Origin of the sequence: Streptomyces physcomitrii (assembly GCF_012273655.1) — a bacterium.
GTDB classification, from domain to species: Bacteria; Actinomycetota; Actinomycetes; order Streptomycetales; family Streptomycetaceae; genus Streptomyces; species Streptomyces physcomitrii.
Window position 1 is genome coordinate 262,597 of sequence record NZ_JAAWWP010000010.1, and the last position, 21,824, is coordinate 284,420.

Here is a 21,824-nt window from a genome sequence, read left to right on the forward strand (position 1 = left end):
GGCGGACGGGGAAGCCCCCGGGTTCGGCTCAGAGTGCCTCGGCGCCGCGCTCCCTGAGCGCCTGCCCGTACTGCTGCATGATCCACAACTCGTTCTGCACCGCGGCCAGTTGGGCCGGGTCGCCGCCGTTGCTGAGCCGGGTCAGGGTGGACTGGATGTCGCGGATGCGGCGGTCCACGGCGCGCAGCCGGACCTGGACCAGCTGTATCCCCGCGTACAGCTCGTCGACGGTCCTGCGGAAGATCTGCTCGACCGCCAGCTCGGTGACCATCGAGCGGATGGTGTCGTCCGGCGCGGCCTCGCGCACCCGGGCCAGATAGGCGGGCGCGTCCTCCACCCCGGCCTGGGCGCCGCCCGCCTCCTCGACGGCGATCCGCACGGCCGCGTACGGCGGCGCGGTGAACTCGTCGGCCCCGTAGGCGTCGAAGGCCGGGGAGACCAACTCGGGCCGCTGGAGGGCGAGTTTGAGCAGTTCACGCTCGGTGCGGTGGGCGGGGCTGCGCAGGTGCAGGGCGGGGCCCGAGGGGGCGGCCGGTGCCGGGTAGGACTGCGCGGCCGAGCGGTCGCGGGGGGCGGCGCCCGGCGGGCGGCCGCCGCGGTCACGGGCCCAACGGGCCAGCTGGGCCACCCGTTTGACCACGAACTGGGTGTCCAGGATGCCGAGCATGCCCGCGAGCTGCACGGCGACCTCGTGCTGCGCCCCGGAGTTCTTGATCCGGGCGACCACCGGCGCCGCCTCGTCCAGGGCGGCGGCGCGGCCCGCCGGGGTGTCCAGGTCGTAGCGCGAGACGATCTGCCGCAGCGCGAACTCGAAGAGCGGGGTACGGGGTTCGGTCAGTTCCCGTACCGCGTCCTCGCCCTTGACCAGGCGCAGCTCGCAGGGGTCCATGCCGTCCGGGGCGATGGCGATATAGGTCTCGGCGGCGAACTTCTGGTCGTCCTCGAAGGCGCGCAGGGCGGCCTTCTGCCCGGCCGAGTCGCCGTCGAAGGTGAAGATCACGCGGGCCGAGCCGTTGTCCATGAGCAGGCGGCGCAGGATCTTGATGTGCTCGCCGCCGAAGGCGGTGCCGCAGGTGGCGATCGCGGTGGGCACGCCCGCGAGATGGCAGGCCATGACGTCGGTGTAGCCCTCGACCACGACCGCCCTGCTGGCCTTGGCGATCTCCTTCTTGGCGAGGTCGATCCCGTACAGGACCTGTGATTTGCGGTAGATCGGGGTGTCGGGGGTGTTGAGGTACTTCGGGCCGTTGTCGGACTCGTAGAGCTTGCGGGCGCCGAAGCCGACCACATCGCCGCCGATGTCGCGGATGGGCCACATCAGGCGGCCCCGGAAGCGGTCGATGGGCCCCCGGCGGCCGTCCTGGGAGAGCCCGGAGAGCACCAGTTCCTTGTCGCTGAAGCCCTTGCCGCGCAGGAAGCGGGTGAGGTGGTCCCAGCCCTGGGGGCTGTAGCCGACGCCGAAGTGGGCGGCGGCGGCCTGGTCGAAGCCGCGCTCGGCGAGGAAGGCGCGGCCCGTGTCGGCCTCGGGGCTGGTGTCCAGCTGCTCGGTGTAGAAGCGCGCGGCGATCTTGTGCGCCTCGACCAGGCGGATGCGTTCGCCGCGCTGGTTGCCGGGGCTGTAGCCGCCCTCCTCGTAGCGCAGGGTGATCCCGGCGCCGGAGGCGAGGCGTTCGACGGCCTCGGAGAAGGAGAGGTGGTCGACCTTCATCACGAAGGTGATGGTGTCGCCGCCCTCCTGGCAGCCGAAGCAGTGGAAGAGGCCCTTGGCCGGGGACACCTGGAAGGAAGGCGACTTCTCGTCGTGGAAGGGGCACAGGCCCTTGAGGTTGCCGCCGCCCGCGTTGCGCAGCTGGAGGTACTCGGAGACGACGGCGTCGATCGGGACCGCGTCCCGTACCGCCTTCACGTCCTCGTCATTGATCCTTCCGGCCACGGGGGGATTCTACGGCGGCACCCGCGGCCCGATGCACGGCAGGTGCCGCCGCGCACCCTCACGGGAGCAGCGACTCCAGCGGGGTGCCGGGGTCGGCGAGGACCTGGGCGTCGACCTGGTGGCGGGAGCGGATGAGCTGCTGGACGGTGTCGGTGACGTCCCAGACGTTGACGTTCATCCCGGCGAGCACCCGCCCCTCGGCGAGCCAGAAGGCGATGAACTCGCGCTTGCCCGCGTCCCCCCGGATCACCACCTGGTCGTACGAGCCGGGCGGGGCCCAGCCCGAGTACTCCATGCCCAGGTCGTACTGGTCGGAGAAGAAGTAGGGCACCCGGTCGTAGGCGACCTTCTGCCCGAGCATGGCGCGGGCGGCGGCCGGGCCGCCGTTGAGGGCGTTGGCCCAGTGCTCGACCCGCAGCCGGATGCCGAACAGCGGGTGCAGTACGGCCGCGGCGTCCCCGGCGGCGAAGATGTCCGGGTCGGAGGTGCGCAGCGAGGCGTCGACGGCGATGCCCCCGCCGTGCGCCCGGTCGACCAGGGCGAGACCGGCGGCCTCGGCGAGCGAGGTGCGCGGGGCGGCGCCGATGGCGGCGAGGACGTCGTGCGCCGGGTGCTCCTCGCCGTCGTCGGTGCGGACCGCGAGCACCATGCCGTCCTGGCCGACGATCTCGGTCAGTCCGGCGCCGAAGTGGAAGCGGACGCCGTGCGCGGCGTGCAGATCGGTGAAGAGCTGGCCCAGTTCGGGGCCGAGCGCCGAGTGCAGCGGGGTGGGCTGGGGCTCGACGACGGTGACCTCGGCGCCGTAGTGCCGGGCCGCGGCGGCGACCTCCAGGCCGATCCAGCCGGCGCCCGCGATCACCAGGTGGCCGTTGTCCCGGCCGAGGGCGGCGAGCACCTGGCGCAGCCGGTCGGCGTGCGCGAGCCTGCGCAGGTGGTGCACGCCCGCGAGGTCGGTGCCGGGCACGTCGAGGCGGCGGGGTTCGGCGCCGGTGGCGAGCAGCAGCTTGTCGTAGTGGAGCACGGTGCCGTCGCCGAGCCGGGCGGTGCGGGAGGCCCGGTCGATGCCCACCACGGTCTGCCCGAGGTGGAGTTCGATGTCGGAGCGCGCGTACCAGGCGGTCTCCTGGACGAAGGCGCTGTCCCGGTCGTCCTTGCCGAGCAGGTAGCCCTTGGACAGCGGCGGGCGTTCGTAGGGGCGTTCGCGTTCGTCGCCGACCAGGATGACGCGGCCCTTGAACCCCTCCGCCCGCAGGGTCTCGGCGGCCTTGGCTCCGGCCAGGCCCCCTCCGACGATGAGAAACGTCTGATCCGCGTCCACCACGTGCTGCCTCCTGATCGCCGAACGGCCACCTTCGAGCCTGAACCACCGGGCTCCTCGCGGGAAGGGGGAGTGCCCCGATCAGGCCACCGGCATTTTCTCCGGAGCCCACCGCCCGCCTGCCCGACCGTATCGCCCCGATTGCCGCGAACGCCCGGCCGCCGCGGCACCGGAGGCCACCGGAGGCGGCGGAGCCGGGCGCGGTCAGCGGTGGGCGGTGAGCCGGGCGTGCAGGGAGCGGGCCGCGGCGTCGGTGAGCGAGGAGATCTGGTCGACGACCACGCGCTTGCGGGCCCGGTCCCCGGCGGCGGTGTGGAAGAGCGCGCGGAACTGCGGGTCGAGCCCGTCCGGGGCGCGGGCGGCCAGCTGCTCGGCCAGCTCGGCGACCACCACCCGCTGGTCGGCACGCAGCCGCTCCTGGTCGGCCCGCTGCATCACATAGCGGTCGGCGACGGCCTTGAGCACCGCGCACTCCAGGCGGGTGGCGTGCGGGACGAGCAGCTCCGCGCCGTAGCGCACCAGCGGCTCCTTCGCCCGCTCGCCGGGGCGGGGGCCGAAGCGGGCCCGGGTCGCCACCTCCGCGGCCAGGCAGAAGCGCCCGATGAGCTGGCTGGTGGCGTCCTTGAGCCGGCCCTGCGCGAGGGCGGTGCCGTCGTAGCCGTGCGGCCACCACTCCTGTTCGAGCAGCCGGTCCAGGGCGGCGGTCAGCTCCGCGGGATCGGTGTCCGCGGGGACGTAGCGGCCGATCGCCACCTGGCAGATGTCCTGCCGCTCCGGTTCGGCGTACAGCAGATTGGGGTCGATGTGCCCGGCGTGCAGCCCGTCCTCGACATCGTGCACGGAGTAGGCCACGTCGTCGGCCCAGTCCATGACCTGGGCCTCGAAGCAGGTGCGGTACGGCGGGGCGCCCTGGCGGATCCAGTCGAAGACCGGCCGGTCGTCCTCGTAGACCCCGAACTTGGGCGAGGCGGCGTCCTTCGGGTGCCCGCCGCGCGGCCAGGGGTACTTGGTGGCGGCGTCGAGGGCGGCCCGGGTGAGGTTGAGCCCGACGCTGTACAGCTCGCCCTCGGCGGCCTCGGCACCCTGCGGGACCTCCTCGGCGGGCACGAAGTACTTGGGCTCGATCCGGGTGAGCAGCCGCAGCGACTGGGCGTTGCCCTCGAAGCCGCCGCAGTCCGCGGCGACCTCGTTGAGCGCCTGCTCGCCGTTGTGCCCGAAGGGCGGGTGGCCGAGGTCGTGCGAGAGGCAGGCGGTCTCCACCAGGTCCGGGTCGCAGCCGAGGGCGGCGCCCAGCTCCCGGCCGATCTGGGCGCACTCCAGGGAGTGGGTCAGCCGGGTGCGCGGGCTCGGGTCCCAGGCCGGGCTGAGCGGCTGCCCGCCCGGGGCGGCCTCGGCGGCGGTGCCGGGGGTGACGACCTGGGTCTTTCCGGCCAGCCTGCGCAGCGCGGAGGAGTGCAGCAGCCGGGCCCGGTCCCGCTGGAAGGCGGTACGGCCCGAGCGTTTGTCCGGCTCGGCCGCCCATCGCTCGGTGTCCGCCGCGCTGTAGGCCGAGGCCGGAAGGGTCTGCTCGTTGCCGCTGGTGGTGCCTGTCATGCACTGACAGTACGGGCAGCGGGCGGTGCCCCGGGCGCCGGGAGGGGGCGGGGCCGCCGGGCAGGGGTCGAGCACGGGGAGGACGGCCGCGGGACCGGCCGGGCGGGGCCTCAGGCGGGGGCGAGCGGGCGGCGCTCGGCGGGGGCGCCCGCGCGGGCCCGGTCGTAGCGGCGCAGGACGAGTTCGGCGAGGGCGGGGTGGTCGCCGATCGGCTCGGCGGCGATCCAGGGCGCGGCCGAGGCGCACTGCGCGGCGAAGCGGCCCGGGGCGGTGAAGTACGAGGCCACGGCGGCGCGGTCGCGGCCCAGGGCGCGCAGCTCGGCGAGCGCCTCGGGCACCGTGGGGGCGGCGGCGCAGGCGTAGGCCGGCAGGACGGGCACGCCGAGGCGCCGGGCGAGCAGCCCGGCCGCCTGCCGGGTGCCGTGCGCGGACTCCGGGTCGCGGGAGCCCGCGGCGGCGAGCACCACCCCGGTCCTGCGGCGCTCGGCGGCGGTCAGGACGGGCGGCCAGCCCGCCTCGCCGAGCCGGGCGTGCAGGGCCCGCGCGAGCAGCGGGTGCGGGCCGAGCGGCGCGGCGATCCGGGTGTCGAGATGGACGGCTGCCGCCGCCGCGGCCGGGATGTCCTGCTTGGTGTGGTACCCGCGGCCGAAGAGGAGCGGTACGAGCACGGCGGGACCCGGGTCGAGGTCGGCCAGGGTCTCGCCGAGCAGCGGGGCGTTCAGCTCGATGTGGCCGAGGCGGACCTCGGTCCCCGGCCGCCGGGCGCGCAGCCGCGCGGCGAGCAGCCGCACCGTGGCCAGCGCCCGGGGATCCCGGCTGCCGTGCGCGACCAGGACCAGCGGGGGCCCGGGGCCGCGGCGGCGCGAGGGTGCGGTGAGGTCACGAAAGGGGCTTGGCTCCGTCATGAACCGATCCTCACGAGGCCGGGTTGCTGCTCCGTTGCACAAGGATGACGACTGCTTTCCCGCCTGCTCACCGGCGGGGGGAGGGCGTTGTCAGGGGTCTCGCCTACGGTGGGGTCACAAGCTTGGACCTGGCTACTTGGGCCGGTCCAGAGCGGGGTGCACGGGGGTGCCATGCGGGGGTTCAGCGGCGGCGGGCGATTCCGACGGAGGACGCGGTACGGGGAGCGGCCCGGCGGGGGCGGGGCGCGCCCGCGGGCGGCGGCGACCGAGGGCGGGCCGGAGGCTGCCGGGGTGCGAAGTCCCTGGTGGGCGCGGGGGCGGGGGCGCCTCGGGCTGCCGCGGACCCGGGCCGGGCAGCGCCGGGCGGTGCGGATCCTCGTCGGGCTGTGCGTGCTCGTCCTGCTGCCGCCGGGCTGGCTCTTCCTCACCACCGGGGACCGGCTCCGTTCAACTGCGGAGGTGCCCCGCACCGAGGTGGCGGTGGTCTTCGGCGCCGGGCTCCAGGAGGGCAGGCCCTCGCGCTATCTGGCGCACCGGCTCGACACGGCGGCCGAGCTGTACCGCCGCGGCCGGATCAAGGTGGTCCTGGTCACCGGGGACAACAGCCGCGCCTCCTATGACGAGCCGGACGCGATGCGCGCCTACCTCACCCGGCACGGCGTCCCCGACGAGCGGATCGTCAGCGACTACGCGGGCTTCGACACCTGGGACTCCTGCGCCCGCGCCCACCGGGTCTTCGGCGTCGACCGGGCCGTGCTCATCAGCCAGGCCTTCCACATACGCCGGGCCGTCGCCCTCTGCGAGTCGGCGGGGGTGACGGCCTACGGCGTGGGCGTCGAGGACCGGCACGACCTCACCTGGTACTACGGCGCCACCAGGGAGCTGTTCGCCGCGGGCAAGGCGGCCGTGGACGCGGTGTTCCGCCCGGACCCGCACTTCCTCGGGCCCCGGGAGAAGGGAGTGGCCCAGGCGCTGGCGCGGGCGGAGTGAGCCGGGGGTGCCGGGTGCGGTTCCGTCCGATGGCCGGGCTGGGATGCCGTGCGGCGGCCGGGCGGGGATTCCGTGCGCCGGTCCGGCCCAGGTCCCTCCGCCGGTCCGGGCGATCCGGCTCAGGTCCCATCGCCGGTCCGGGCGATCCGGCTCGGGTCTCACTGCCCGTCCGGCCGGGCTGAGAGGTGCCCTTGCCCGGCGCGTAACCGGGCGGGGCCGGGCGGCGTAACACCCGCGCCGCAGGCTGGCGGGCATGCACTCCGCTCCGACAGCCGCGGCCCCCGGCGAGGGCACCCCCGCGGTGACGCCCACCCACTGCCCGTACTGCGCGCTGCAATGCGGCATGGGGCTGCGCGCCCGGGGTGCGGGGTCGGTGGAGGTGGTGGAGCGGCCGGAGTTCCCGGTGAACCGGGGGGCGCTCTGCGGAAAGGGGCGCACGGCACCCGAACTGCTCTCCCCCGGGCGCCGGTTGACCGGCCCGCTGGTACGGGACGCCGCCTCGGGCGCCCTGGTACCGGCGAGCTGGGAGCAGGCGCTCGACCGGATCGCCGAGGGGCTCCGGCGCACCCGGCGGGAGCACGGCGCGGACGCCGTCGGGGTGTTCGGCGGGGGCGGGCTGACCAACGAGAAGGCGTACGCGCTGGGCAAGTTCGCGCGGGTGGTGCTCGGCACCTCGCAGATCGACTACAACGGCCGGTTCTGCATGTCCTCGGCGGCCGCGGCCCACCAGCGGGCCTTCGGTCTCGACCGCGGGCTGCCCTTCCCGCTGGCGGACGTCTCCCGTACCGGCTGCCTGATCCTGGTCGGCTCCAATCTCGCCGAGACCATGCCGCCCGCCCTGCGCTACCTCACCGAACTGCGCGAGAACGGCGGAAAACTGATCGTCGTCGACCCGCGGCGCACCCGCACCGCACAAGCGGCCGACCTGCACCTGGCACCCCGGCCCGGCACCGACCTGGCGCTCGCCCTCGGACTGCTGCACCTGGTCGTCGCCGAGGGGCGCACCGACGAGGAGTTCATCCGCGCGCGCACCCGCGGCTGGGCCGAGGCGCGGGCCGGGGCGATGGCGCACTGGCCGGAGTACGTGGAGCGGATCACCGGGGTGCCGCTGCCGCGGCTGCGCGAGGCGGCGGAGCTGTTCTGCGAGGCGGAGTCCGCGATGGTGCTCACCGCGCGCGGGCCCGAGCAGCAGGCCAAGGGCACCGACACGGTCGGCGCCTGGATCAACCTGTGCCTGGCGACCGGCCGCGCGGGCCGGCCGCTCTCCGGGTACGGCTGCCTCACCGGCCAGGGCAACGGCCAGGGCGGCCGGGAGCACGGCCAGAAGGCGGACCAGCTGCCGGGCTACCGCAAGCTGACCGACCCCGCGGCCAGGGAGCATGTCGCCCGTGTCTGGGGCGTGGCGCCGGAGAGCCTGCCCGGCCCCGGGCGCAGCGCCTACGAACTGCTCGAAGCGCTCGGCGGGGACATCCGCTCCCTGCTCCTGATGGGCTCCAACCCGGTGGTCTCCGCCCCGCGGGCCGGGCACATCGAGGAGCGGCTGCGGGCCCTCGACTTCCTCGCGGTGGCGGACGTGGTCCTCTCCGAGACCGCCGCGCTCGCCGATGTGGTGCTGCCGGTGACGCAGTGGGCGGAGGAGACCGGCACCGTCACCAACCTGGAGGGCAGGGTCCTGCTGCGCCGCCGGGCGCTGGACCCTCCGGAGGGGGTGCGCAGCGACCTGTACGTACTCTCCGCCCTCGCGGAGCGGCTCGGCGTGGAGAAGGGCTTCCCCACCGACCCGGAGGAGGTCTTCGGCGAACTCCGCCGCGCGAGCGCGGGCGGCCCAGCGGACTACTCCGGCATCAGCTACCGCCGCCTGATCGAGGAACAGGGCGTGCACTGGCCCTGCCCGGAGGGGGAGGACACGGGGGACGGGGAGGGTGGTGCCGACCGCGGGGATGCCGGGGTCGGCAGCGACGGAACCGGCAGTGAAGGGCGTCCCGGTCGACCCTCGGGAAGGGACGCCCGGCCGCACCCCGGTACGCCGCGGCTCTTCCTCGACCGTTTCGCCACCGAGGACGGGCGGGCCCGCTTCGTGCCGGTCTCGCACCGGCCCTCCGCCGAGGAGCCGGACGAGGAGTACCCGGTCTTCCTGACCACCGGGCGGGTGCTCGCGCAGTACCAGTCGGGGGCGCAGACCCGGCGCGTCGACGAGCTGAACGCGGCGGCCCCCGGATCCTTCGTCCAGCTGCACCCGCGGCTCGCCGCACGCCTCGGCATCGCCGAGGGCGAGGAGGTGGCGGTGGTCTCCCGGCGCGGCCGGGCGGTCGCCCCGGCCCGGGTGAGCGCGGACATCCGGCAGGACACGGTCTTCATGCCCTTCCACTGGCCCGGCGCGGGCCGGGCCAACTCGGTCACCAACCCGGCGCTCGACCCGACCTCGCGGATGCCCGAGTTCAAGGTGTGCGCGGTCCGCGTGGAACGCGCAACCGGCTGAGCGGGGACGGGGCGAGGATCGGGTCCGGGACCGAAACCCGGGCCAGGGCCGGGGCCGAGACCGGGACAAGGCCGGGGCCCGGACAGCGGCCGCGGCAGATCCGGGTGCTCAGGCCGGGCCCGGAGGGTCCCGCCCCTCGCCCGCCCCGCGGAGACTCCCGAACCGCCACGACTAACCAGTCCGGCCGGACCAGTCGCCGCCTTCGATCCGCCTGCCGCGCTCCGCGAGCGAGAGCGCGAGCCGCCCCGCCGCGACATAGACCCAGGCGGCCGCCCGGCCCCCGTCGGACCGGCGCACCTCGCGGCGGACGCGGTCGTAGTGGTTCGCCGGGCCGCCCGGGACGTACCCCTCAAGGCGGTCCAGGTCGCGGGCCACGGCCTCGTACAACTCGGCGCGCGGGGTGAGGAGTTCACCGTGGACGGTGTCCTCCTCGCTGCCGCTCTCCACCAGGTACGGGAAGCCGGGGCCCTCATAGAGGACGGCACCGGTGAGGACCGCGGGGGCCTCCTCCTCGGTACGGCCGGACAGGAGTGCCGCGTGGTTGCGGGCGCCGGGGCGCAGGGTGCCGTAGACGAAGAAGGGCAGCGGGGTGCTCACCCGCGGGTCTCCCGCGCCAGCCAGTCGAGATAGGCGGCGCTGCCGCGGACCACCGGGGTGGCGATGATCTCCGGGTTCTCGTAGTCGTGGGCCTCGGTGAGCCAGCTCTCCAGGGCCGGGTAGCGGGCGCCGGTCGTCTTGAAGAGCACCTGCCACTCCGAGGCGTGTTCGACCAGGCCCTCCCACCGGTAGACGGAGGTCACCGGACCGTTGATCTGGGCGCAGGCCGCGAGCCTCAACTCCACGGCGCCGTCGGCGAGAAGCCCCGCCTTCTCGGCCGCGTCGGTCGTGGTGAGCACCGTCAGCCAGTCCGCGGGAGCACCGGCTCCCCCGGGGTCGGCGGGGGCGGCGCTCCCGGGCTCGGCGGGTCCGGGGGCGGGCTGGTCGGCCGGGGTCATGGGGGTCCCTCCACGCTGCGGGGCGGTGCGCGCCGGAACGGTGTCCGCGCCCGGGCCCGGCGCGCACGGCCCGTGGCGACAGCGAGCATGCCACGCACCCGCCCCGCGGAGTCGAAGGCACGGGACGGGACGGGACCGACGGGGCCGACGGGCGGGGGCCGGGTCCGGCACGGGGGCGGACCCCCACTCCCGTCAGGACGGGCAGGACGGGCGGGACGGTTACGGGAGTGAGGCCCGCCTCCCCACCTCCCGCACGGAAGCGGAACCCGCCCCGCGCACCGGCGGGCCCAACTCCCCTGCCCACAGCCGTCGATCTCGGTATGGGCCCGCCCCACTCCCTTGCCCGGAAACCTCAACTTCCGTACGGGCAGACCCACTCCCCACCCCGGAAGCTCAACCTCCCTACAAACGGACCCACTTCCCACCCGGGAAGCTCAACCCCCGTACAGGCGAACGCACTCGCCCCCAGGGACCTCAACCCCCGTACGGCCGGACCGTCTTGGCCTCGCGGAGGGCGAGGGCCCACCAGACGACCTGGTCGAGCATCGTCTTGGTGGCGGCCTCCGCCTCGGCCGGTTCGCGCAGGGTGCCCTGCTCGTCGAACTGGCCGTGGGCCCAGTGGAAGGAGACGGTGTCGCGGACGGTGACGGCGTGCAGTTCGGCGAAGACCTGCCGCAGGTGTTCGACGGCGCGCAGGCCGCCCGAGATCCCGCCGTAGGAGACGAAGCCGACCGGCTTGGCCTGCCATTCGCCGAAGTGGCGGTCGATCAGGCCCTTGAGGCCCGCCGGATAGGAGTGGTTGTACTCGGGTGTGAGCACCAGGAAGGCGTCGGCCCCGGCGAGCTTGGCGGTGGCCCGGTCCAGGCGTGCCGCGACCTCGGCCGAGGGCCCCGAGGAGGCGGCGGGCAGCTGCGCGTCGGCCACGTCGAGCAGTTCGACCTCGATATCGGGCCGCGCCTCGAACTGGTCGAGCAGCCAGGCGGCGATCGTGGGCCCGAAGCGGCCGTCCCGGTCACTGCCGAGGATCAGGGTCAGCCGGACCGGCGCGGGGGCGGCGGTCTCGGCGGCCGAAGGGGCGGGGGACGTCGTGGTGGCACCGGAAACGGTGTGATCGGTGTTCATGACCCGAGCCTCGTACCTCAAGCAAGCTTCAGGTCAAGCCCTCACCGCAACCGCCGCCGGAAGCCGCACGGGGACCCGCACCGGACCCGCGCGGGGCCCCACCCGGATCCGCACCACGGGCAGCCACCCCCGCGCCTCGTCATCCCACCCCGCCCCGCCGCGGATCACCCGTTCACCCCCGCGCCCCCAGGCCACCGGAGCGGACTACCCCGTACCCGTATGACCAGGCGGAACACACCTTTCGCGGCGTCAGGAACCCTGCGGAACAAGGGGTGCTGACGCCCGCTCAGGAGGCGTGGCCGCCGGGGCGCCGGTTATCTCGGAGGGCGGGGCGCGACCGGACGCACTGGCACACCTCCGTGCCGCCGGGCGGGCCCTCTCGGAGGAGCAAGCACCATGCGCCAAGTCCGGATGCTGGCACCCGCCGCCCTCGCCCTGGGTGCGGCGGGCCTCTCGGTCACGGCGGGGCTCGCCGCCGCTCCCGCCCGGGCGGCCGAAGGCCCGGGGCTGCGGGTCTACCCCGCCACCGCCGAACCCGGCGCCACGGTCACCGTGAATACCGCCGCCTGCGCCGAGGACGGCGCCGCCGACGGGGACGCGAGCGCCGTGGGCGCCGGAGCCTTCACGCTGGCCCCGAGCGCGCACGAGGAGGAGGTGATCGGGCAGTTCCAGGTACCGGCCTCCGCGCAGCCGGGTACGTACGAGATCCGCGCGAGCTGCCCGAGCGGCGCCGAGGCCAGCGGTGACCTGGTCCTCTCCCTCGCGGGCGCGGGCGAGGCGGTGCACCCGCGCGGACATGTGCAGTCCGGGGTCGGCGGCGCCCTCGGACCGGACCCGGTGCAGACCACGGCGGGCGTGGCGGCGCTGGCCGTCGCCGCCGCGGGCGGCACCTGGCTGCTGCACCGCCGGGCACAGGCCACCGGAATCTGACGGCCTCGCGGACACCCGACACCCATACCCCTCGGACCTCCCGGCGCCAGCCGGGCCGGCGCCACAGCCGCACCCCGACCTCACCGCCCCATCCCGTCCCCACCTCCGCCGAAGCCCGGCCCGACCCGGATACGCGCCGCCAGAAACCCCGCCAGAAGCCCGGACGGAAACTGCGACCTAAATCGCGACCGGAACCCGGACAGAGACCCAGGCGGACGCCCCCGCAGACAGAGAGCCCACCCCATGCACCGCATCAGCAACCGCTCCATAGCCCTGGTCAGCGTGCTCGCGCTCTGTTCGGGTGCCTGGCTGGTGCACAGCGGGACCAGCGGTGAGGGGCCGCCCCAGCCGAGTGCCGCGCAGGCCGCGCCCGCACGGCCCGGTGCGGGCAGCCGGGAGGCCGCCGGGCTCGCGGCCTCGGTGCCCGAGCGGATCCGGGTGCCGTCGATCCGGGTGGACGCGCCGCTGACCGGCCTCGGCCTGACCAGGTCGGGCAGCCTCGACGTGCCGCCGCCGGAGCGGAAGAACCTGGCGGGCTGGTACGAGCGCGGGACCACGCCCGGGGAGCCGGGCACCGCGATCGTCGCGGGCCATGTCGACAACGCGCGCGGCCCGGCCGTCTTCTACCGGCTCGGCGCGCTGCGGCACGGGGACCGGATCGAGGTGGACCGGGCGGACGGGAACACGGCGGTGTTCACGGTCGACGCGGTGGCGGTCTACTCCAGCCGGGACTTCCCGGACGAGAAGGTCTACGGTCCGGCCGCCCGGCCCGAGCTGCGGGTGATCACCTGCGGGGGCGGCTGGTCCGAGCGCACCGGCTACCGCGGGAACGTCGTGGTCTTCGCCCATCTGACCGCCGCCCGCCCGAGGCGCTGAGCCCGCCCCGACGGACCCGGCCCGGGGCGTCCTCCACCGCGGAACACCAGCTCACGCCCCGTTCCGGCGGCCTCACACCGTCCCCTCCCCCGCGCTGAGCGCAGCGTTCCGCACGGGAAACAGGAGGGAACCCGACGGGTAACACCGGCACCACACGCTGAGCGGCATGACCTCGGAAAAGCGTGTGGTGGTGATCGGCGCCGGGCTCGCGGGCGCCCGTCTCGCCCAGCGCCTCGGCGAACTCGGCACAGCCGGCGTCCCGGCCGCCCGGGTGACGCTGCTCGGCGAGGAGCAGCACCCCCCGTACAACAGGGTGCTGCTCGCCGAGGTGCTCGCCGGGCGGCTCGCGCCCGAGGTGGTGGCGCTGCCCGCGCCCGCCGGACGGCAGCTGCGGGTCAAGGCCGAGCGCATCGACCGGTCCGCGCGGACGGTGCACTGCGCCGACGGCACCCGGGTCGACTACGACCACCTGGTCCTGGCCACCGGCTCCAACCCGGTGCTCCCGCCGCTGCGCGGACTGCTCACCCCCGGCGCCACCGAACTGCCCGCGGGGGTGCACGCCTTCCGCACCATGGACGACTGCCTGGCCCTGTCGGCGGCGGTGCGGCCGGGGCTGCGGGCGGTGGTCGTCGGCGGCGGACTGCTCGGTGTCTCGGCGGCGCGCGCGCTGGCCCGGCGCGGCGCCCACGTGGTCCTGGTCCAGCAGTCCGAGCGGCTGATGGAACGTCAACTCGACGCACAGTCCTCGCAGTTGGTGCACCGGAACCTGACCGGGGCGGGCATCGAGGTGCACACCGAGTGCCGGGTGCGCGGGATCGGCGTACGGGACGGGCAGGTCGTACGGACCGAACTGGCCGACGGCTACCACCTGGGCACCGACCTGCTGGTGCTGGCCTGCGGGGTGCGGCCGCGCACCGGGCTCGCCGCCGAGGCGGGGCTCGACGTCCGCGAAGGCGTCCTCGTCGACGGCGCCCTGCGCACCGGCGATCCGCGTGTCCACGCCATCGGCGACTGCGCCGAGCACGAGGGCCGGGTCTACGGGCTCGCCGCCCCCGCGCTCGAACAGGCCGAGGCGCTGGCCCGCACCCTGGCCGGCTCCGGGCCGCCGGTCCGCTACCGCGGCACCCGGGCGCTGACCCGGCTGACGCTGGCGCCGGGCGGCCAGGACCCCCTGGATCTGGCGGTGTTCGGGCGGACCGAGCCGCTGCCGGGCGACGACGTCGTCCAGATCGGCGACGCCACCCGCGGCACCTTCCGCAAGGTCGTCGTCCGCGGCGACCGGCTCGTCGGCGGGGTGCTGCTCGGCGAACTCTCCGCGGTCGGCGCGCTGGCCCGCGTCTGGGAGGGCGAGGAGCCCCTTCCCGCGGAGAGCGAGGCCCCGCTGCTCCATCTGCTCACCCCTGACGGAGGTTCCTGACATGGCGGCGAACACCGCGACCACCGAGACGACCGAGACCCGCGCGGCGACCGGGGCGGGCGGCCCCGCCGAGTCCGCGGCGCGGCCCACCCTGGTGCTCGTCGGCCACGGCATGGTCGGCCAGCGGTTCCTCGAAGCGCTCGCCGAGCGCGGACTGACCGCGCGGCACCGGGTGGTGGTGCTCTGCGAGGAGCCCCGGCCCGCCTACGACCGGGTCCGGCTCACCTCGTACTTCAGCGGCCGCAGCCCCGAGGAACTCTCGCTCACCGAGGCCGGGTTCATGGCGCGGCACGGCATCGAACTGCACCTGGGCGACCCGGCCGAGTCCGTCGACCGCGAGGCGCGGACGGTCACCGCCCGCTCGGGCCTGCGCCTGTCCTACGACACCCTGGTGCTCGCCACCGGCTCGTACCCCTTCGTGCCGCCGGTGCCCGGCAGGGACGCGGAGGGCTGCTTCGTCTACCGCACCATCGAGGACCTGCTCGCGATCGAGGAGTACGCGGGCAGGCACGCCACCACCGGTGCGGTGGTCGGCGGCGGGCTGCTCGGCCTGGAGGCGGCGGGGGCGCTGAAAGGGCTCGGACTGACCTCGCACATCGTGGAGTTCGCGCCGCGGCTGATGCCGGTGCAGGTGGACGAGGGCGGCGGGGCCGCGCTGCTGCGCACCGTCGAGGGGATGGGCCTGGCGGTGCACACCGGCGTGGGCACCCAGGAGGTGCTGACCGGCGAGGACGGCCGGGTGCGGGGCATGAAGCTCTCCGACGGCGGTGAACTCGCCGCCGATCTGGTGGTGTTCTCCGCCGGGGTGCGCCCCCGCGACCAGCTCGCCCGGGACTGCGGACTGCCGGTCGGCGAGCGCGGCGGCATCGCGGTGGACGAGAGCTGCCGCACCGAGGACCCGCACGTCTACGCCATCGGCGAGTGCGCGCTCGCCAGCGACGGCCGCGTCTACGGACTGGTCGCCCCGGGGTACGAGATGGCGGAGACCGTCGCCTCCGCCCTCGCCGCCGAGGAGGCACCGCTCGCCTTCACCGGGGCGGACACCTCGACCAAGCTGAAGCTGCTCGGCGTGGACGTGGCCTCCTTCGGCGACGCGCACGGCGCCGCCGGGGACTGCCTGGACGTCGTCTACGCCAACTCCCGTACCGGGGTGTACAAGAAGCTGGTCGTCTCCGCCGACGGCACCCTGCTCGGCGGCGTCCTGGTCGGCGACGCCGAGGCCTACGGCACGCTGCGCCCGCTGACCGGTTCGGTGCCGCCCGTCGACCCCGAGCAGCTGGTGCTGCCTGCCGGGGCGGGCGACGCGGCCCCGCTCGGCCCCGGGGCGCTGCCGGACTCGGCGGTGATCTGCTCCTGCCACAACGTCAGCAAGGGCAGCATCCGCGAGGCGGTCACCGCGCACTCCTGCACCACCGTGCCCGAGGTCAAGAAGTGCACCAAGGCCGGTACCGGCTGCGGCAGTTGCGTCAAGGCGCTCGGCCAGCTGGTCACCGCCGAACTGGAGGCCGGCGGCGTCGAGGTCGACAAGGGCCTGTGCCGCTGCTTCGACCGGACCCGCCAGGAGCTGTACGAGATCGTGCTCGCCCTCGGCGTGACCTCGTACCGCGAACTCCTGGACGGGCACGGCCGCGAGGAGGCCCGGCGGGGCGAGGGCTGCGAGGTCTGCAAGCCGGTGGTCGCCTCCCTGATCGCCTCGCTCGCCCCGGCGGTCGGCGCCAGCGGCTACGTGCTCGACGGTGAACAGGCCGCGCTCCAGGACACCAACGACCACTTCCTCGCCAACTTGCAGAAGAACGGCTCCTATTCGGTGGTGCCGCGCATCCCCGGCGGGGAGATCACCCCCGAGAAGCTCATCGTGATCGGCGAGATAGCCCGGGACTTCGGCCTCTACACGAAGATCACCGGCGGTCAGCGGATCGACATGTTCGGCGCCCGGGTCGAGCAGCTGCCGGTGATCTGGTCCCGCCTGGTCGACGCCGGATTCGAGTCCGGGCACGCCTACGGCAAGTCGCTGCGCACGGTGAAGTCCTGTGTGGGCTCGACCTGGTGCCGCTACGGGGTGCAGGACTCGGTGCGGATGGCGATCGACCTGGAGCTGCGCTACCGGGGGCTGCGCTCCCCGCACAAACTGAAGTCGGCGGTCTCCGGCTGCGCCCGGGAGTGCGCCGAGGCCCAGTCGAAGGACTTCGGCGTCATCGCCACCTCCAGCGGCTGGAACCTCTACGTCGGCGGCAACGGCGGCGCCACCCCGCGCCACGCCGACCTGCTCGCCAAGGACCTCTCGGACGCCGAACTGGTGCGCCTGATCGACCGGTTCCTGATGTTCTACATCCGCACCGCGGAGCCCCTTGAGCGCACCGCGAGCTGGCTGGAGCGGATCGACGGCGGCCTCGCCCACGTCCAGGACGTGGTGGTGCACGACTCCCTGGGAATCTGCGGGCAGTTGGAGTCCCTGATGGCCGCGCACATCGCGCACTACCGCGACGAGTGGGCCGAGACCCTGGACGATCCGGAGCGCCTGGCCCGCTTCGTCTCCTTCGTCAACGCCCCCGACACCCCCGATCCCACCGTGCGGTTCGTGCCCGAGCGCGATCAGATCAAGCCCGAGCTGCCGCTCCTGAGCATCGGCGGCCGCCGCCCCGAAGCCTCCCTGGAAGGAAGTGCGCGCGTATGAGCACCGTGACCGAGGCCCCCGCGGCCACCGCACAGGTCCAACTGCGCCCGGGCGACGGGGAGGACGGGCCCGCCGACTGGGTCACCGTCTGCACGCTGGACGGGCTGCTCCCCGGCCGCGGTGTCGCGGTACTGCTGCCCGACGGCACCCAGGCCGCGCTCTTCCTGGACCACGAGGGCCGGGTGCACGCGATCGGCAACCGGGACCCGTTCACCGGCGCCGCGGTCCTCTCCCGCGGACTCACCGGCTCGGCCGGGGGCCGCCCGTACGTCTGCTCCCCGCTGCTCAAGCAGCGCTTCGACCTGGCCGACGGCCGCTGCCTGGACGACGAGTCGGTGCGGGTGCCGGTGTACGCGGTGCGGACCGTCTGAACCGTACGGACCAGTTCAGCGGGTACGGACCAGCCGAGCGGTACGGGCCGACCGAGCGGTACGGGCCGTGGGAACCGTGCCTGCCTGAACTGCCCCTGCGGGGGCGGGCGTTCGCCTCGGTGAGCGCCCGCCCTCCCCTGTTTGACCGATCGTTCCAGAAAACCTAGGCTCTGCCGCGTGAGCCGAACCAAGTCCTTCGATCCGGACGCCGCCCTCCGCTCGGCCCTCGACCTGTTCTGGCAGCGCGGGTACGAGGCGACCTCGATGGCCGATCTGGTGGACCACCTGGGCATCGGGCGCGCCAGTATCTACGCCACCTTCGGCGGCAAGCGCGAGCTGTACCTGAAGGCCCTGGAACGCTACGGCGAGCTGCACGAACCGCAGTTGCTCGCCACCCTGTCCCGGCCGGGCCCCGCGCTGCCCGCCGTGCACGCCCTCGTGGAGCGCTTCGCCGCCGAGGCCACCGCCGAACACAGCCGCGGCCAAGGCTGCTTCATCACCAACACGGCGGTCGAGCTCGCCCCGCACGACCGGGGCGCGGCCCGCCGGGTCGAGGCCAGCTGGGCCCAGCTGGAGACCCTGCTGCACGCGGCCCTGGAACGCGCCCGCGCGGGCGGCGAGTTGGACGAGGACGCCGACCCGGGCGCCCTCGCACGCCTGCTGCTCGTCCTGCTCCAGGGCATGCGCGTGGTCGGCAAGGCCTCCGGCGACCCTGCCCGGGTACGGGACGCCGCCGCACAGGCCCGCAGACTCCTGAGCTGATCCCGCGCCCGCCCGGAGACGGGAAAGCGCCTTTCGCGCCACGGAGTTCGCCATCCCTGCCCGCATAACAGAACGATCGGTCAAGTTGCTGAAGGCGCGGGAGGACTGCCCCCGCTGCTCCTCCCCTCCCTCCCCTCCCTCCCAAGTCCGCCCCGCCACAGAGGAGTTCATCCATGTCACAGCAGCAGTCCCGGGCCCGTTTCGCCTCCCGCAGCGCCCTGGTCACCGGGGGCGGTTCCGGGATCGGGCGGGCCGTCGCGCTCGCGCTGGCCGCCGAGGGGGCCTCGGTGCTCGTCACCGGGCGCTCCCCCGAGGCACTGGCGGAGACCGTCGCCCTCGTGGCGGAGGCGGGCGGCACCGCCCGGGCCCAACTCGCGGACGTGACACGGGCCGAGGAGATGCGGGAGGCCGTCGCGGCGGCCGTGCGGTACTTCGGCTCGCTGGATGTCGCGGTGAACAACGCGGGCGTCTTCCGCGGCGGCCCGCTCACCGAACTGACTGCCGAGGACTGGCAGTTGCTCCTCGCCACCAATGTCACCGGGGTACTGAACTGCCTCCAGGCCGAGATCCGCCGGATGCGGACCCAGCCGGAGGGCGGCGCCATCGTCACCATCGGCTCCAACCTGGGCGCCCACCTCAGCCACCCCGGCACCGCCGCCTACGGCGCCACCAAGGCCGCGGTCTCGGCGCTGACCCGGGGCGCGGCCCGCGAACACCTCGCCGAGGGCGTCCGTATCAACACGGTCAGCCCGGGCCCGAGCGCCACCGCGATGTCGTTGCGGCCCGGGGAGGGCGAGGCCGAGCGGGCCGCCCGGATGAAGGAGGAGTCGCCGCTGGGCCGGGTCTCCACGACGGCGGAGGTCGCCGCGGCCGTCCTCTACCTCGCCTCCGAGGAGGCCGCCTCGGTGGCGGGCTCGGACCTGGTGATCGACGGCGGCGCGGCGGCCTGAGCACCGACCGGGGAGCGCCGGTTCCGCCCGGCGCCCCCGGTCCCGGGCCTTCCGAGCCGCCCGGCGGTGCGGGGAACCGGCGGCCCTCGACCGGGCGTCTGCCCCTCGGGGCGTTATCCGGAGGGCCTGCGGGGTACCGGTTGATGTCCGCCAACCGTCCCCACTGGCAACGGAGTTGCTACCCATGAAGACCCTGACGACGCTCACGACCGGCAAGACGAACGCCGCGAACACCGCGAAGGGCCCGGCCACCGCGAAGAGCGCGAACCTCGCGAGGACCGGTCTGCGCGCGACCGCCGCGGCCGGGTGCCTGCTGCTCGCCACCCTCGGCACGACCGGCTGCGACAAGGACAAGGACTGCGACAAGGCGGCCCCGGCCGGGGCGGTCGTGGTGGCGCAGAGCCACCCGGACGACTCCGTCGTCGGCAAGGGCGGCCGGGGCGGCGGGAAGGGCGGCCGGGGCTCGGGCGGCCACCACTCCTCCGGCGGCGGGGACGACTGCGACGACTGACCGGCGGCCGCCCGGCGGTGTCCGGCGCCCGACGGCGAGCAGCGGCCGTCGGGCGCCTCAGGACTCCAGGAACACCTCAGGAGTCCAGGAGTGCCTCAGGACTCCAGGAGCGCCTTCAGCACGCCGAGCCGCTCCCGCCAGAACTCCTTGTAGGTGGCGACCGCCTCCACCCCGGGCAGGCGGCTGTGGCCCACGCCGAGCCGGGTCTTCTGCCCGGTGACGGCGGTCAGCCGCACCTCGATACGGCTCACTCCACCGAAGGCGTCCTCGAAGTCGGCGGTGACCGAGCGGGCGGGCCGGTGGGTGCGCAGCGTGAAGCCCTCCTCGGGCAGCCAGTCCCGCCGGATCCCGGGATCGGCGAAGGCCTCGATGACGCGCGCCGCCGAGGTGTTGACGGTGGTGCTCGCGCTCGCCTGCCACTCGCCGTCCCGGCTCTGCCCGGCGGCCCGCAGCCCGCGCTGCTGCTCGTAGCCGACGGTGATCGACTGGGCGTACCAGCCGCCGACCCCGTGCGCCTCGCGCACATGCCGGGCGATCTCGGTGTGGCTTCTCGCCGCGGCTCCCCAGTCGTCGAGGGCGGTGAACCAGTCGGCCCAGCCCCGCCCGGTCGCGGCGCGCAGTGCGCCGTCGGACACCTTCTCGGTGATGCGTTTGCCCGCGGTCGACTCGCTCATGGCGCCGACGCTAGAAGCGCACCCGGCCGCCCGCAATGCGAACGGCCACCGGTCTCGGCCCTCGGGCACCGGTGCAGCACAAGGCGCACGGCGCGCAGCACAGCGTACGGACGAGGGGCCGGGGAGCGCGGTCCGCGGCGGGCGGGCTCAGAGGCTGAGCGCGCCGTAGTGGACCCCGGTCAGCTCCTCGGAGGCCGTCCAGAGGCGTTCGCCCGCGGTGTCGTTGAGGGTCCAGGGAGCGCGCCAGGAGCGGGCCGGGGCGCCGCGCCACTGGAGCACGCGCGGCCCGGTGAAGGAGTCCGGGGTGACCCCGGGCGAGGTCGCCGCGAACAGCGCGGGCAGCGCGCCGTCCTCCGCGGGCTGGGCGAAGATCCGGTTGCCGAGCAGGGCGAACCGCTCCGCGGCCTTGCGGCCCTCCATCCGTACCCCGGCGGTCTGCAGATTGGTGGAGGCGTACCCGGGGTGGGCGGCCGCCGCGACGACGTCGGAACCGGCGGCGGCGAGGCGGCGGGCGAGTTCGTGGGTGAAGAGGAGGTTGGCGGTCTTTGAGCGGCCGTAGGCGATCCAGCGGCGGTAGCCGCGCTCGCTGTTGAGGTCGGCGATGTCGATGTTGGAGAGCACGTGCAGCCCGCTGGAGACGGTGATCACCCGGGCGGCCGGGGTGTCGAGCAGCAGCGGGAGCAGCTGGCCGGTGAGCGCGAAGTGCCCGAGGTGGTTGACGCCGAACTGCGACTCGAAGCCGTCCTTGGTGAGCACATGCGGCAGCGCCATCACGCCCGCGTTGTTGACGAGCAGGTCCAGCCGCTGGTGCTCGCGCACGAATCCGGCCGCGAACTCCCGTACCGATTCCAGGGATCCGAGGTCGAGGGCGCGCAGCTCCAGCTCGGCGCCGGGCACCGCGCCGCGGATCAGCTCCACCGCCGCCTCGCCCCGCTCGGTGCTGCGGCAGGCGAGCACCACCCGCGCGCCCCTGCGGGCCAGCTCCCTCGCGGTGACCAGACCGAGGCCGCTGTTGGCGCCGGTCACCACCGCCGTGCGGCCGCTCTGGTCGGGGATGTCGTAAGCGGTCCAGCCCATGACGGTGCTCCTTGTACTGGTGACGAGGACCTGGCAGGTACGGGCCAGCGTACGGTGTCCGGCCCCCGCACCCGCCGAAAGGGCGGGATGCGCCCCGGACCGGGCCGCCGCCTGCGGGAGCTAGGTGCTGTCCGGCGGATCACTGGCGGAGCCAAAGTCGAATGGCCGCGGCGGTGACGGTGCCGTGGAAGACGTAGGCCCGCTTGTCGTAACGGGTCGCGACCGCGCGGGAGTTCTTGAGTCGGTT

Annotated in this window: 19 protein-coding genes and 1 pseudogene; 10 read left to right on the top strand and 10 right to left on the bottom strand. The window is 74.7% G+C overall.

The genetic code is table 11. From position 1 onward, the window contains the following. Positions 1–28: 28 nt before the first annotated feature. From dnaG to HFV08_RS18280, 4 genes are all read right to left on the bottom strand, one after another. The gene (gene dnaG, locus HFV08_RS18265) at positions 29–1,933 is read right to left on the bottom strand and encodes a DNA primase (RefSeq protein ID WP_168540788.1); all 1,905 of its coding nucleotides are present in this window, start codon (positions 1,931–1,933) and stop codon (positions 29–31) included. Positions 1,934–1,991: 58 nt separating this feature from the next. After that, the gene (locus HFV08_RS18270; RefSeq protein ID WP_168540789.1) at positions 1,992–3,254 is read right to left on the bottom strand and encodes an NAD(P)/FAD-dependent oxidoreductase; all 1,263 of its coding nucleotides are present in this window, start codon (positions 3,252–3,254) and stop codon (positions 1,992–1,994) included. A 201-nt stretch (positions 3,255–3,455) separates the two neighbouring features. Next, positions 3,456–4,844: a deoxyguanosinetriphosphate triphosphohydrolase gene (locus HFV08_RS18275; RefSeq protein WP_168540790.1), complete on the bottom strand. Its 1,389-nt coding sequence runs from the start codon at positions 4,842–4,844 to the stop codon at positions 3,456–3,458. Between the two features lie 110 nt (positions 4,845–4,954). Continuing rightward, on the bottom strand, positions 4,955–5,749 hold the full coding sequence (locus HFV08_RS18280) for a sirohydrochlorin chelatase (RefSeq protein ID WP_168540791.1): 795 nt from the start codon (positions 5,747–5,749) through the stop codon (positions 4,955–4,957). Between the two features lie 291 nt (positions 5,750–6,040). Between HFV08_RS18280 and HFV08_RS18285 the strand changes: the two genes are divergently transcribed. Both HFV08_RS18285 and HFV08_RS18290 read left to right on the top strand, forming a co-directional pair. Next, a complete protein-coding gene (locus HFV08_RS18285) occupies positions 6,041–6,739 on the top strand; it encodes a SanA/YdcF family protein (protein WP_312885680.1) in 699 nt (232 codons plus the stop codon). A gap of 253 nt (positions 6,740–6,992) precedes the next feature. Further along, positions 6,993–9,218, top strand: a complete 2,226-nt coding sequence (locus tag HFV08_RS18290) for a molybdopterin oxidoreductase family protein (protein WP_168540793.1) — start codon at positions 6,993–6,995, stop codon at positions 9,216–9,218. Between the two features lie 171 nt (positions 9,219–9,389). Here the strand turns inward: HFV08_RS18290 and HFV08_RS18295 are convergent, their stop codons facing one another. From HFV08_RS18295 to HFV08_RS18305, 3 genes are all read right to left on the bottom strand, one after another. After that, a complete protein-coding gene (locus tag HFV08_RS18295) occupies positions 9,390–9,815 on the bottom strand; it encodes a gamma-glutamylcyclotransferase family protein (RefSeq protein WP_312885681.1) in 426 nt (141 codons plus the stop codon). After that, entirely contained in the window at positions 9,812–10,213 is a 402-nt protein-coding gene (gene cutA, locus HFV08_RS18300; protein ID WP_168540794.1) for a divalent-cation tolerance protein CutA, read from the bottom strand. The genes HFV08_RS18295 and cutA overlap by 4 nt, the downstream gene beginning before the upstream one ends. A 474-nt stretch (positions 10,214–10,687) precedes the next feature. Continuing rightward, on the bottom strand, positions 10,688–11,335 hold the full coding sequence (locus tag HFV08_RS18305) for an NADPH-dependent FMN reductase (RefSeq protein ID WP_168540795.1): 648 nt from the start codon (positions 11,333–11,335) through the stop codon (positions 10,688–10,690). Positions 11,336–11,731: 396 nt separating this feature from the next. On the opposite strand from HFV08_RS18305, the gene HFV08_RS18310 reads away from it, so the two are divergent. The 8 genes from HFV08_RS18310 (at position 11,732) to HFV08_RS18345 (ending at position 19,826) form a co-directional block, all read left to right on the top strand. Beyond that, positions 11,732–12,265 carry a hypothetical protein gene (locus HFV08_RS18310; RefSeq protein WP_246341836.1) on the top strand — a complete coding sequence of 178 codons (534 nt, stop codon included), beginning with the start codon at positions 11,732–11,734 and terminating at the stop codon, positions 12,263–12,265. 243 nt (positions 12,266–12,508) lie between these two features. After that, entirely contained in the window at positions 12,509–13,141 is a 633-nt protein-coding gene (locus HFV08_RS18315; RefSeq protein ID WP_168540796.1) for a class F sortase, read from the top strand. A gap of 166 nt (positions 13,142–13,307) precedes the next feature. After that, positions 13,308–14,558: an NAD(P)/FAD-dependent oxidoreductase gene (locus tag HFV08_RS18320; protein WP_168540797.1), complete on the top strand. Its 1,251-nt coding sequence runs from the start codon at positions 13,308–13,310 to the stop codon at positions 14,556–14,558. A gap of 112 nt (positions 14,559–14,670) precedes the next feature. After that, positions 14,671–17,232, top strand: coding sequence for a nitrite reductase large subunit NirB (nirB, locus tag HFV08_RS18325; RefSeq protein WP_246341862.1), 2,562 nt, complete (start codon positions 14,671–14,673; stop codon positions 17,230–17,232). Beyond that, entirely contained in the window at positions 17,229–17,603 is a 375-nt protein-coding gene (nirD, locus tag HFV08_RS18330; protein ID WP_210430444.1) for a nitrite reductase small subunit NirD, read from the top strand. The genes nirB and nirD overlap by 4 nt, the downstream gene beginning before the upstream one ends. 177 nt (positions 17,604–17,780) lie before the next feature. Then, entirely contained in the window at positions 17,781–18,365 is a 585-nt protein-coding gene (locus tag HFV08_RS18335) for a TetR/AcrR family transcriptional regulator (protein WP_168540799.1), read from the top strand. 173 nt (positions 18,366–18,538) lie between these two features. Further along, positions 18,539–19,315, top strand: coding sequence for an SDR family NAD(P)-dependent oxidoreductase (locus HFV08_RS18340; protein ID WP_168540800.1), 777 nt, complete (start codon positions 18,539–18,541; stop codon positions 19,313–19,315). A gap of 184 nt (positions 19,316–19,499) precedes the next feature. Beyond that, positions 19,500–19,826, top strand: a complete 327-nt coding sequence (locus HFV08_RS18345; RefSeq protein ID WP_168540801.1) for a hypothetical protein — start codon at positions 19,500–19,502, stop codon at positions 19,824–19,826. A 95-nt stretch (positions 19,827–19,921) separates the two neighbouring features. On the opposite strand, the gene HFV08_RS18350 is transcribed toward HFV08_RS18345, so the two are convergent. The 3 genes and pseudogenes from HFV08_RS18350 to HFV08_RS18360 form a co-directional block, all read right to left on the bottom strand. Then, the gene (locus HFV08_RS18350) at positions 19,922–20,500 is read right to left on the bottom strand and encodes a hypothetical protein (RefSeq protein WP_168540802.1); all 579 of its coding nucleotides are present in this window, start codon (positions 20,498–20,500) and stop codon (positions 19,922–19,924) included. Between the two features lie 147 nt (positions 20,501–20,647). Then, positions 20,648–21,577, bottom strand: a complete 930-nt coding sequence (locus HFV08_RS18355) for an oxidoreductase (protein WP_168540803.1) — start codon at positions 21,575–21,577, stop codon at positions 20,648–20,650. A gap of 139 nt (positions 21,578–21,716) precedes the next feature. Next, positions 21,717–21,824, bottom strand: a pseudogene (locus HFV08_RS18360) (IS5/IS1182 family transposase); the annotation flags it as partial.